Annotated in this window: 11 protein-coding genes; 7 read left to right on the plus strand and 4 right to left on the minus strand. The window is 62.5% G+C overall.

Annotated features, from left to right (window positions below; all coding sequences use genetic code 11):
* Positions 1-1,486 (minus strand): protein kinase (locus ABJF10_RS23395; RefSeq protein ID WP_348547035.1); only part of this gene is annotated, 1,486 nt, incomplete at its 3' end.
* A gap of 10 nt (positions 1,487-1,496) precedes the next feature.
* Positions 1,497-5,366 (minus strand): protein kinase, encoded by a 3,870-nt coding sequence (locus ABJF10_RS23400; RefSeq protein WP_348547036.1) that lies wholly within the window; start codon positions 5,364-5,366, stop codon positions 1,497-1,499.
* Between the two features lie 205 nt (positions 5,367-5,571).
* On the opposite strand from ABJF10_RS23400, the gene ABJF10_RS23405 reads away from it, so the two are divergent.
* The 4 genes from ABJF10_RS23405 (at position 5,572) to ABJF10_RS23420 (ending at position 8,966) form a co-directional block, all read left to right on the plus strand.
* Positions 5,572-5,820: a hypothetical protein gene (locus tag ABJF10_RS23405; protein ID WP_348547037.1), complete on the plus strand. Its 249-nt coding sequence runs from the start codon at positions 5,572-5,574 to the stop codon at positions 5,818-5,820.
* Between the two features lie 93 nt (positions 5,821-5,913).
* A complete protein-coding gene (locus tag ABJF10_RS23410) occupies positions 5,914-6,045 on the plus strand; it encodes a hypothetical protein (RefSeq protein ID WP_348547038.1) in 132 nt (43 codons plus the stop codon).
* A complete protein-coding gene (locus tag ABJF10_RS23415) occupies positions 6,042-8,357 on the plus strand; it encodes an NB-ARC domain-containing protein (RefSeq protein WP_348547039.1) in 2,316 nt (771 codons plus the stop codon). The genes ABJF10_RS23410 and ABJF10_RS23415 overlap by 4 nt, the downstream gene beginning before the upstream one ends.
* Positions 8,358-8,402: 45 nt before the next feature.
* Positions 8,403-8,966 (plus strand): tetratricopeptide repeat protein, encoded by a 564-nt coding sequence (locus ABJF10_RS23420; protein WP_348547040.1) that lies wholly within the window; start codon positions 8,403-8,405, stop codon positions 8,964-8,966.
* A 182-nt stretch (positions 8,967-9,148) separates the two neighbouring features.
* Here ABJF10_RS23420 and ABJF10_RS23425 read toward each other — a convergent pair whose 3' ends face one another.
* The gene (locus tag ABJF10_RS23425) at positions 9,149-9,610 is read right to left on the minus strand and encodes a hypothetical protein (RefSeq protein WP_348547041.1); all 462 of its coding nucleotides are present in this window, start codon (positions 9,608-9,610) and stop codon (positions 9,149-9,151) included.
* A 205-nt stretch (positions 9,611-9,815) separates the two neighbouring features.
* On the opposite strand from ABJF10_RS23425, the gene crcB reads away from it, so the two are divergent.
* Together crcB and ABJF10_RS23435 are read left to right on the plus strand one after the other, a co-directional pair.
* The gene (crcB, locus tag ABJF10_RS23430) at positions 9,816-10,208 is read left to right on the plus strand and encodes a fluoride efflux transporter CrcB (protein ID WP_348547042.1); all 393 of its coding nucleotides are present in this window, start codon (positions 9,816-9,818) and stop codon (positions 10,206-10,208) included.
* Positions 10,209-10,217: 9 nt separating this feature from the next.
* Positions 10,218-10,595 carry a DUF190 domain-containing protein gene (locus tag ABJF10_RS23435; protein WP_348547043.1) on the plus strand — a complete coding sequence of 126 codons (378 nt, stop codon included), beginning with the start codon at positions 10,218-10,220 and terminating at the stop codon, positions 10,593-10,595.
* 24 nt (positions 10,596-10,619) lie between these two features.
* Here ABJF10_RS23435 and ABJF10_RS23440 read toward each other — a convergent pair whose 3' ends face one another.
* Positions 10,620-11,282 (minus strand): response regulator transcription factor, encoded by a 663-nt coding sequence (locus ABJF10_RS23440; RefSeq protein WP_348547044.1) that lies wholly within the window; start codon positions 11,280-11,282, stop codon positions 10,620-10,622.
* A gap of 392 nt (positions 11,283-11,674) precedes the next feature.
* Between ABJF10_RS23440 and ABJF10_RS23445 the strand changes: the two genes are divergently transcribed.
* The coding region (locus tag ABJF10_RS23445) for an FHA domain-containing protein (RefSeq protein WP_348547045.1) at positions 11,675-11,973 on the plus strand (299 nt) is incomplete at its 3' end.

Here is an 11,973-nt window from a genome sequence, read left to right on the forward strand (position 1 = left end):
TGAGCGTGTGCTCGGCCCGTTGCCGTTCGCTCTCCGCCCGCGCCCGCTCGGCCGCGGCTTCCAGACGTTGCTGGTCCGCCTCGAGGCGCTGTTGCTCCGCGCGATGTCCTTCGAGCAAGGCGACATTCCGTTCGCGGGCCACGTACACATAGGCGCCCAGGCCGAGCGCGAGCAGCACGGCGAAACTCGCGGCGACGGCCCGGGCCTCCCGTTTGTGCCGGCCGATCAGCAGCGCGAATTGCTTCCCCAGGCTGGCCTGTTCCGCACTGGTGGCAAAGCCGTCCTGATAGGCCGTGATATCGGCCTGCAACTCGGGGACGCTGGCGTAGCGATTCTGCGGATCGGCCGAGCGCGCCTTCTTCGCCACCGCCGCGAGCGAATCGGGGATGCGCCCCCCGGGAAGATGCGACTTGACCGGTGCACCCGCGGGCTCATTGGCGGTGGGCGGACGCACCCCCAGGATTTGGTAGAGGAGAGCCCCGAGTGCGAGGATATCCTCCTGCGGATCGAGCTTGTCCGCGGCCTGGCTCGGCACCGGGGACAGTTTGGTCGACGAACTCACGCGCGTCAGCGTGCTCGTGGACTTGGCTTTGGCGGGAGGCGCATCGGTCTGCTGCCCGCCTGAAGTCCACAGAAACCCGGCGTTCCCCCAGTTCATCACCAGCACATCGCCGTACTCGCCGATCTTGATATTCGAAGGTTTGAGCTGCCGGTGAATGACAGTCCGGCTGTGGGCGAACGCGACGGCGTCGCAGATCTTCTGAAAAATCGTCAGGAGTTGCGCGAGGGGGTGCTGGGCGATCGTCTCCGCGTCGCCGTCCGCGATGTTCTGCAGGATCTTTTTCAGCGTCACCCCCTGCACGAGCTTTGTGGTGTAAAAGACGTGGTCCTCCTCATCGACTCCCAGTTCGTGGATGGGGATGATGTTCGGGTGCTCGAGCTGGCTGGTGATCTGCGCCTCGGCGACGAAGCGCAGGATTTCCTCTTCCGACAGGCTCGAGAGCATGACCTTCATCGCCACGACACGGCCGGTGGTTGCTTCCAGGGCGTCCACCGTTTCCCCCATGCTGTCGTGTCCCACCAAGCCGCCGATTTCGTACTTTTTCTCCCGCAGGAATTCGGCCGGCAGAAGGTCCCGGACCAGGGCGGATTCCGGGGCGAGCGACAGGTCGGTGTCGGTGGGCGCCTTGATCCGGCGGGCCTCAAAGCAGGCGGAGCCGATGCGCACTTTTTGATTGGCCCAGATCCGGGTGCATTCGGTCACCGCGCTGCCGCCCACGGCGGTGCGGCCGCTGCCCAGGTCTTCGATGAAAAGCTCGTGATAGTTGACGGTCAGCAAAGCGTGCCGGTCGACGACTTCATCCGCCTGCACCATAATGTCCGCGCCTTGCCCGCAGCCGATGACATAGTCACCCGGCTTGACCGTCGCGCGGTTTAATACCACGCCGTCTTTCGTGATGATGATCTCGGTCTCGGGAATGATCATGGCCGGGCTTTCATTTCTTGGCCTTCTGCGGTGCGTCGTATTCCCGCCAGAATTCCTCGGCGGTTTTGTCGGGCCGGTGGTTCTTCCCGTCGTAGTGGTCGGAGATGTATTGGAGCCGGGGCAGCTTGCGCAACACCTCGATGCCCGGGGTGTCCTTGGACAGTTCGATGTTTTCCAGGGTCTGGAACGCCGCGAGTGGCGTGAGGTCGGCGATTTTTGAAGCCCTGACGGTGAGATCGGTGATGGGCAGGTGGAGCACCGGTGTCAGATCGCTCACCTGGGTACCCGCGACGCGTAGCGAGCGAAGGGTCTGGCAGTTGGCGAGAACAGACACGTCGTTGAGCTGGCTCTGGTACGCTTCCAGAACTTCCAACGGCATGCCTTCCAACCCTGCCAGATTAGTGACTTTCGTTCGCTGCATCTGGAGCCTTCGGACAGGCAGTCCCTTGAGGAAAGAAAGATCTTCGATGGGCAGATTGCTCAGGTTGAGATCGAGTGTGCCATCCGGGGAATAATGAATCGCGGCCAGTCTGTCCTCCGTCATGCCGAACTTGCGCAGGGCGGCGAGCAAAGCATCGAGGCGGTCTGTGGCGGCCAGAAAAACCTTCACCGAAGGGACCCTGGACCAGTCTTGATCGAAGCTGGCGAGGGGTTGATTGGCGAATCGCTTTAGATTGGGAATCTGACGCAAGATCGTGGCGTCCGCCACCTTGCCGGGAGCGAGCAATGTCTCCAGCCGTGGAGCACCCGCCAGCGGCGCCAGGGTGGTGAGATCCGCGCAAGCGACCAGGTCCAGTTCCGCCAGGGGCAGGCCGCGCAAGGTGGCGATGTCCTGCACGTGGGTCCCCGCCGCGACCAGGCGCTCCAGCTTGAGGGCTGCGAGGGGGCGGAGGTCGGCGACATTCGTGCCGTGGATATCGAGGATCTTTAGCGCGGGGCAGGCCGAGAGCGGCGCGAGATTCGAGAGAGGATTTTCGCTGGCGTCGAGCGACACCAGAGGCATCCCGCTGAGCGGCGTGAGCACCGTGGCCCCTGTTCCGCGGATGACCAGGCGGCGAATCGGCAGTCCACTCATGCTCGATAAATCGGGCATCGCGAGACCGGCGATATCAAGGTCGAGGAAGCCCTCGCTGTCCAGTCCCACGGCGGCGATTTTGCTTTCGGGCGCGCCGTACTTGCGCAGCAGGTTGCGGAGCAGTTCGAGGCGCGGGCCGAACTGCTTTTCGCTGGCCAGCCGCTGGCCCTGGGTGGCGAAGAACTGCGCGACGGTGGGCAGCTTGTCGAAGGCCGTACCGTCGGCGACCGCCCCGGAGTTGCCCAGCCGCTGGAGCGAGCGCAACTGCCGCACAAACCCCAGGTCATTGATTTGGGCGGGGAGATTGACAGACTGGAGTTCGGCGAGGGCGGCCAGCGGTGTGAGATCCGTGAGCTGGCGGCAGGCGAAGAGATCGAGTTCGCGGAGCCGCAACCCGCGCAGCGCTTCGACCGAGCGAATCGGCAGGCCGGCGGTGCGGAGAGTTTGCAGCGGCAACTCGCGCAGCGGCGCGAGGTCGGTGATCTCCGTGAAACTGATCGACAGTTGCTGGAGTGGCAGGTGCGCCAGCGCGGTAAGGTCGGTGACTTTGGTCCCGGAAATATTCAGCCGCTCGATCGGTAGTTTCTGCAGCGGCGCCAGGTCACGCACCGGATTGTCCGCGCAATCCAGTTCCTTGAGCGGGAGGCTGGCGAGTGGGCTGAGGTCCGTCACCGTGCCGCGGCCCAACTTGAGCGAGCCAATCGGCAGGCCTTGCAAAAGGGAGAGGTCGGGCACCGAAAGGTCGCTGAGATCCAGGGCGTAGGCGCCGTCGGCTTGCTTCGTGAGGCGGGCATCGTTCCATTTTTCTTGCTGGGCGAGACTCTTGAGCCGGGTCTGGATGAGGGCCATTCCGACGGCGGCCTGGCGGCCGAGTGCCTGGGCGAGAAGCACCGAATCGGCGGTGCGTTTCTGCGCGAGGATGGCTTCGAGGAGCTGCGTTTGCTGGGCGCGGTCGAGCGGCTTTCCAGCAGCTTCGGTGAGCAGGCGCTGGCAGAGTTCGAGATTGGGTTTGGCCTCGGCGTCGCCGGGGCGCAGCTCCAGCACGCGGCGATAACTCTCGACCGCCTCGGGCAGCCGCTGCATGGCAGCGAGCGTGTGGGCGCGGAAGAGATGGTAGCCGGCATCGTCCGGCACGAGTTGAATGGCCAGGCGGTTCTTTTCGAGGGCCTCGTCGAATTTTTGCTCCTCGACCAGCGTGCCGGCCTGCCCTTGGAAGGCGGGGGCGGCCTGGCGCAGTTCCGCCAGCGCGGCGTTTGCCCGGTTCCGCTCGGTCTCCGCGCGCGCGCGGTCGGCCACGGCGTGCGCACTGGCCTCCTGCGCCTGGCCCCGCTCGGTCTCGGCAATTTTTCGCGCCTGGGTCGCGGCGCTGCGTTCGCGGGTGACGTGGGCGAAGGCGAAAGCCGCCATCCCGAGCAGCGCGACGACGCCGGCGGCGAGGATGGCCGCCTCGCGCCGATGGCGTCGGAGCAGGAGGGCCAGCTGCTTCCGCAAACCGGCGTCCTCTGCCGCCGTGGCGAATCCGCGTTGATACGCGACGATGTCCTTCTGCAACGCCGGCACGCTCGCGTAGCGCTGGTCAGCGTCCATCGCCATCGCCCGCAGCGCCACGGCCGCCAGCGATTCGGGAATGGGCCAGTCGCTTCGGACAGGCGCAGCGTGGAGCGGTTCGATGGCCCCGCCACGGACTTTGGCAATGATTTCCTCGGCGTCCCGCCCGATGACCGGCGGACGGAGCGCGAGAATCTGATAGAGGATCGCGCCGAGCGAATAGACGTCGCTGCGTTGGTCCTGCAAGTCGACGTCGCCGCGCGCCTGCTCCGGCGGCATGTACTGCGGCGTCCCCAGGATCGACCCCGCCATCGTCGCCGACGCGCTCAAACTTCCCGCCCCGGAATCCGTAACCTTCATCGCCGCCTCCTGCTCAACGACGCTGGATGGGGCTTCGCCCAGAACCTTGGCCAGTCCCCAGTCCATGACCAACACTTCGCCGTATTCGCCGACCATGATGTTGTCCGGCTTCAAGTCGCGGTGAATCACGCTGCGGCTATGCGCAAAACCAATCGCATCGCAGACTTTTTGGAAAATGTTGAGCAACTGAGTGAGCGGATATTTCGACCGTTCGCCGGGGGTGCCGTGGGCCACGATTTCGAGGATCTGCTTCAAGGTGAGCCCTTGAATCATCTTCATCGTGTAAAAGACCTGGTCGTGTTCATCCACGCCCAGTTCGTGGAGCGGGACGATGTTCGGGTGCTCGAGCTGGCTCGTGATTTGCGCTTCCTTGATCAGGCGGATCAAGTCCCCGGGGCTGGGATTCGAGTGGACCACTTTCATGGCGACGGTGCGGCCGGTCGTGGCCTCATCGGCGCTCAAGATCGCCCCCATGCCGCCCTCGGCGACCAGGCCGCCGATCTCGTACTTCCGCTCACGGAGCAGCTCCTCCGGCAAAGCCCGGCGGACGGCGGCGATCTGCGGCGTGAGCGGCAGGTCGCCGTCACCCTGCTCGCGGAGGCGATGCATTTCGATGACCGCTTCCCCGATCTGGATTTTTTGATTCGGCCAGAGCCGCACGCATTCCGCGACCTTCCGGCCATTCACGAAGACCCCGTTCTTGCTCCCGAGATCCTCGATCAAGTGCTCGTTGAAATTGACCGTGAGCTGGGCGTGCCGCGCGGAAACCCCGTCGCATCGGACCACGACATCCGCGTTTTCTCCGGAGCCGATCACATAGTCGCCGGGCGGGACGGTGCGCCGGATGACTTCGCCGCCTCGCACCGTGACCACGATCTGTATCTGGGGTGCCACCATAAGTCGGAAGACTTTGCAGTTATTCAGTGTCGCGTTTCCATGTTGTCATACCGTTATCAGAGTGACAAGGCGGGGGGGGGGAAGGCAGTGGCGTGTTCATTCCACCTGCTCATGCGAAATCCGAAGGGAAAAGGGATCAGCGAATTTTGAATCACGGGGGACGACGAGTGCGACTCCCGCCATCCAGTCACCCGTCCGGGCGGGAATGGAAGCGCCGGGGAGTCGTTGGTCGAGCCCGTTGCAGGACAAGGCCAACGACCAGCTCTCGCCTTTCTGGATCGGCATCGGCGAAGACGACTTTCTCCTCACCAGCGAGAAAGCCCTCGAGACCTTGCTCAACGATCACCACGTCAAATACAGCGCGCACATCAGCAAAGGCGGCCACACGTGGCCCAACTGGCGCCACTACCTCCACGACTTCCTCCCGCTGCTTTTCCAGCCGGCGGGTAAATAAGCGATCCGCCGCGTCGGCGCACCCCCGTTAATGGAGGCTGGCGTTGCCGATCACGTCTGGTCATTGGGCGAGATCATTGCTCTACTGGACTGAATGAAGGCCTGGCAACTGATTGCGGCGATCCTGTGCGCGCTGGAGCGGAGCACCGCCGTCCACCGCGACCCGGCCAATGGGGGCCGCCGGTTCATCCCGCTTCTGCTGCGCGATGGGAGGAAGTTGAAATGATCGACGTGGCGATGGAGGTGGCCCTGGGGTGGCGCGAGGAGATTGAGCTCCTGATCGTCACCGCCACTCCGACGGAAACTGTGGAAGTGACCAAGGTCCTTTCACCCTTTTCGGGACAAGCGGCCATTGCCCGCACCCACATCGAGAACCACACCTACCACCTCGGCAAACTCGGCCCGTTCTGCGTCGTGCATCTGCAATGTGTGATGGGAACTCGCGATGCCGGTTCCGCGACGCTCGCCACCAACGAGGCCGCACGTTGCTGGATGCCCCGGGCGGTGGTCATGGTCGGCATCGCTTGGGGAAACGAAAAAGTGAAAGGCATGCGTCTGGGCGATGTGCTGGTCGCCAGCAGTGTGCAGGATTTTGACCTCATGCGGGTCGGTGTTACCGATAATTTTCGCAGCGCCGAGACTCAGGCAGGACCCAAATTGCTCAACAGAGTCACCAACGTGGGCGGCTGGACTTTTATGCTTCCCGATGGCGCTGTAAGCACGCAGCGGATGGGGCAACTTTTGTCCGGGGACAAGCTGATCGCCAATGCGGAGTTTCGCGACAGGCTGCTGGAAAGGTTTGATCGCGCGATCGGTGGCGAAATGGAAGCTTACGGCGTGGCCCAGGCATGCCGCAGTCTGGGATTGGAATGGTCCGTCATCAAAGGTGTCTGCGATTGGGGGGATGAGCGCAAAGCCGATGGCTGGCAAGCCACCGCTGCGGCCGCCGCCGTATCTCTGTGCGCGGCAGCCTTGAGAAATCCGTCGGCCCTCGATGGTCTCGAGCCGCCCCGTCTCGGAGCTTCTTCGTCCGTCCAGACTTCCGGCGAAACGGTTCCCTTTCAACTGGGATCGCAGGTGGATCGATTTGTGGGGCGGCAAACGGAGAAAGCGGACCTGATGAAAGCACTTGCCTCCGAATCGTCGGCGATGACTCTTTGCACCGTGAGAGGGATGGGTGGAATGGGTAAGTCGTTTCTGGCAGCTAGGGTCGCGAGCGACGTCTACCACGAGGGCCGTTTTCCCGACGGGGTGATTTGGCACGACACCTACGATAGTGCTCCGGCGGTCGTGATGGCGCACATCCTCAGCAGTTTGAATGAACCACCGCCATCGTCCGATCCGGTGAAGATTCGCGAGGCCTACCTCGAAGCCATGCGGGATCAGCGCGTCTTGATCATTCTCGATAACGCCCTGTCCGCCGACCAAGTGAAGCCCCTGTTGATGGAGGGCAACTCCAGCGCCGTGCTGGTGACGAGCCGGAACAAGCTGCCCGCGCTTTCCAACAGCGTGTCGCTGGCCATCGATCTGCATAGAATGTCGCCAGCCGATGGGCTGGAACTTCTGCAGGATCACGCGCACATCGGCGAAGCAGACGAATTGGCGGCTTTGAAGGATGTCGCGGAATTATGCGGTTTGCTTCCGCTGGCCCTGTCCATCGCCGGCGCACTGCTCTCCGAGCGGGAGTTGTGGCCCAGCGTTGCCAGCTTTCGCTCCCAGTTGAAAGCGTCCCGGCTCGATACCCTCGCGATCGAAGACAGTGACAATCTCGATGTCCGCGCGGTGCTACTCCTGAGTTACGACCGGATGGATGCCGATTTGCAGAGAGTATTCCGCGCACTTTCTGTCCTGGGGAGATCCAGTTTTGGCTCTTCCGCGCTGACTTATGTGCTCGCCCGCGAGAAAAGCGCGACGATCGCGAGTCTTGGTAAGCTGATCGGCCGGTCGGTGCTCGAACGCTCTGCTTTTGGGCAGTATGTGCTGCACGATTTGCTTCGCGATCTCGCTACTGAGCTGCTCGCGAGAGATGAGAGTCCTGAAGTCATCGAAGGATATCGGATACGATCGACGGCCTACTGGGGCAAATGGCAGGAAGCGCTCAAGTTGGGATCGCAAGCTTCAGCATTCGCAAGACGAGGCGAGGCCGATCGAGCGATTGCGCTTTACGACGAAGCGCAGACGCTCAACGGGGAACTCAGTGATCGGCAAGGCCAGGCTTCGGCCCTCGGCGGGATTGCGGCAGCGCACGCGAAGAAAGGCGACGCGGCCAAGGCTATCGAGTTTAACGAGAGGGGACTCGCCCTCAGTGTTGAGATTGGGGACAAGCACGGGCAAGCCTCGGCCCTCGGCGGGATTGCGGCAGCGCACGCGAAGAAAGGCGACGCCAACGAGGCCATCGAGTTCTACGAGAAGTGTCTCGCCCTCAGAGTCGAGATTGGGGACAAGCGCGGGCAGGCATCGACCTTGGGCGGGATTGCGGCAGCGCACGCGAAGAAGGGTGACGCCGTAAACGCCATCAAGTTTTACGATCGGGCATAGGCGCTCAATGGTGAGATCGGGGACAAACACGGGCAAGCCTCAGCCTTGGGCGGGCTCGCAGCAGCGTACGCGAAGAAAGGCGACGCTGCCAAGGCGATCGAGTTTTACGACCAGGCACAGGCGCTCAACGGTGAGATTGGAGACAAGCGCGGGCAGGCCTCGGCCCTTGGCGGGATTGCGGCAGCGCACGCGAAGAAAGGCGACGCCGTCAAGGCCATCGAGTTTTACGAGAGGGGTCTCGCCCTCAGTGTTGAAATTGGGGACAAGCGCGGGCAGGCCTCGGCCCTCGGCGGGATTGCGGCAGCGCACGCGAAGAAAGGCGACGCTGCCAAGGCGATCGAGTTTTACGACCGGGCACAGGCGCTCAACGGTGAGATTGGAGACAAGCGCGGGCAGGCCTCGGCCCTCGGCGGGATGGCTGCCGTGTATTCGAGGTCAAAGCAGCCGAACCGTGCAATCGAACTCTATCTGGAAGCTCTCGACTTAAACGAACAAGTCGGCAATCGACCGTTTTTTGCCATCACGCTGCAGCAACTATCAAAACTTGCCAACGCCGTGGGCGATCAAAAACTCAAACAATGGTGCGAGGATCGCCTGAAAGGCCGCTAATACTCCGACCAGGAAGTGTCGGATGATGGTGGCGATGCCGTGGAGTAGAGCGACGGGGTGGCACGACGTGCAGGCGGTGTGTTCATTCCACCTGCTCATGCGAAATCCGATGGGGAAAAGGATCACCTCATTTTAAATCCGGTGCCGCCACCGGTATTTCGTCCGGCCATTCGGCTGGCCGTTCAGCGCTTCCAGAAGAAGAGGATGCGACGCCAGAGCGGCGGGGAGGAGGTAATCCCTCCGACCCAATATTTGCCATCGGGTCCAGGATTTGCCGGAGTGCAGTCGTGGGATGCGGGCGGGGGCAGAGGGCACGGGTCATGCGTCGTCGCGCAGCCGGCGGTGAAGAGCGAGACGAGCAAGGTGAATAGCGCGACGCCCGCGCGCCACGGTCGCAGCAGGCGCTGGATGAAGAGCCAGGTGCCGCGTTGCACCCGGATGGAGTCGGGAGAGTCCACATAGGCGATGCACTGTCGCTCCCCGCGCTGGGCGAGCAGGGTTTCCCGTTCGGCGGGCGACATCGCGGAGAGATTGTGCACGTGCAACTGGCAGTGCTCGCAAAAGCGGCGTTGGGCGTCGCCGGTCATGGCCTTCCAGTCCTGCGAGCAGGGCCGCGAGATAAGCGGGACCAGCTTCGTGTTCATCGTGGAGCGAGGGAAACGCTGGGTCGGCGGAGTGTCAATTTGAAACCCGGTGGGGGAAGGCGCTGGATTAACCGGGGTCGAGAGTTCCACCCGCCAAATTTTCTGTGCAGGCCCGCGGCGAACCGTAGAATAGCCATCTCATCCTCATGATGTCTCCCGACTTTCTTTTCCCGCTCGAGCCGAGGCCGGGCACACTGGGCAGGATATGTTGAAAACCTATCTCGCCGTGATGCTCGGAGGCGCCGTGGGGACGGCCTTGCGCTTCGGCCTGTCGAACTGGTTTGCCAGCCACTACGGTGAGACGTTCCCCATCGGCACGATCGTGGTGAATGTGGCCGGCTGCTTTGTCATCGGCCTCTTTGCCGCGCTGACCGGCCCCGATAGTGTCTTGCTCGTGTCCCCCCTTACCCGCCAAATGGTGATGATCGGCGTGCTCGGCGGCTTCACCACTTTTTCCTCGTTCAGCCTGCAAACGCTCCGTCTCTTCAATGGTGGCGAGTGGCTGCGCGGCGGCTGGAATGTGCTCCTTTCCGTGATCCTCTGCCTCGTGGCCGTGTGGCTGGGGCACCTGACGGCTTCTCTCATCCAGCAACGCTGAATCCCCCAAATGACTACTGACACCTCCGGCGCCGCTTCCACCCGCCTACCTGCCGAGGCCACGCTGCTGCGCATCTTCATCGGCGATGCCGATCGCTTCGGCCACCAACCACTCTACGAGGCCATCGTGCTCAAGGCGCGCGAACTTCACCTGGCAGGGGCCACGGTCTTGAAGAGCCCCATGGGTTTCGGTCACCACAGCCGTCTGCACACCGCGAAAATCCTGCAGCTTTCAACCGACCTGCCGTTGGTGATCGAGATCGTCGACGAACCGGACAAGATCCAGGCGTTCCTCCCGGTGCTGGACAAGATGATGGACGGTGGGCTGGTAACCTTGGAAAAGGTGCAAGTCATCCACTACCGCCCACACACCGAACGCAAGGGGTAGGTGACCGCTCGCCGGCCTGATTGACTAGCGCTTGCGGCGGCCGGCGTCGGCCACGAGGCGGGTGGCCGCGGTGCGGGACTTCACGCCGAGCTTGTCGAGAATGTGTTCCACGTGCTTTTCCACGGTGCGCGGGGAGAGCCCAAGTTCCACGCCAATCTCGGCGTTGGCCTTGCCTTCGGCCAGGAGGTGCAGCACCTCGGTCTCGCGGCGGGTGAGTCCAAAGCTGCCGAGGGCGCGCGGCATGGTTTTTACCCGGGTGGATTCGAGCGAGGTATTGAGGGAGTCGATGCGCTCGGAGTCCGCCCGCTGGCGTTCGCAGATGGTGGTGGCAATGACGATGGCGGCGCGGAGTTGCTCCTTGCTCGAGAGCGGCTTGAGGAGAAAGGCCTGCACGCCGAGGGCGCGGGCCTGTTCCAGCGTTTCGTCGTCGGACATGCCGGTCAGCACGACGATGGGGACGAGCATTTCGTCGAGGATGCGTCGGGCGGCTTCCAGACCGTCCAGGACGGGCATGCCGATGTCGAGCAGCACGACCCCGGGTTTCAGCGAGAGGGCTTTTTCGACCGCCTCGCGGCCGTCACTGGCCGAGCCGACGATGGGATAGCCGAGGCTCTCCAGCATGCTCTGTAAGAGAATACAGGTTCTCTCGTCGTCCTCTGCGATCAATATCGAGGGCAGCAAATCCATATCATATAGTAGTTAAACCAACCCTTTGCAGCAGGCTTAGTGCCGAAATGGGCATCCTTTGAGACAATTTTCTAGAGGGTGGCAAGGGGCGGATTGAGAATTAGTTGGCAAGGAACGCAGCTCACGAGGCGGGTGGATGCCTCCGATTCGACTAAATTTTATCCGTAGTCAACCCCTGTTCTCGTTTGTAAACGATAGTCTACACGGGGTTTTGCAGGTCATTTTCGGGTGCATCTCACCGGCTAAGATGCGTCTTCAGGGTGTTTTTGCTAAAAATTTCACCTTTCACCCCGCCGGAATGGGCATTTTCTGCGATTTCTTTTAAGAACGCGGTTGCGCTTGTAATCGCCCTACCTACTGTTCGCCCCGACCTCCATAGCACATATTTAAGCATGGCCAGTCTCCGACTTACGTTCCCCGAGAAAGATCAACCCACCGTCATCGCGCTCACCGGTGCGCGACTGACGATCGGTCGCTTGCCGTTCAATACGATCCAGATCATCGACCGGACAGTTTCGGGTTTTCACGCCGAATTGATCAGCGAGCACGGCCACTATCGCCTGCACGATCGCGGCTCCTCCAATGGCACGTTTGTCAACGGCCAGAAGGTTTCCGATTACCACCTCAACGAAGGGTGCACGATCAGTTTCGGCACTGTAGAGGCACAGTTCAACCCCGAGGACGTGGCCAC

The sequence above is a fragment of the Chthoniobacter sp. genome, assembly GCF_040003245.1.
Taxonomy (GTDB): Bacteria; Verrucomicrobiota; Verrucomicrobiia; order Chthoniobacterales; family Chthoniobacteraceae; genus Chthoniobacter.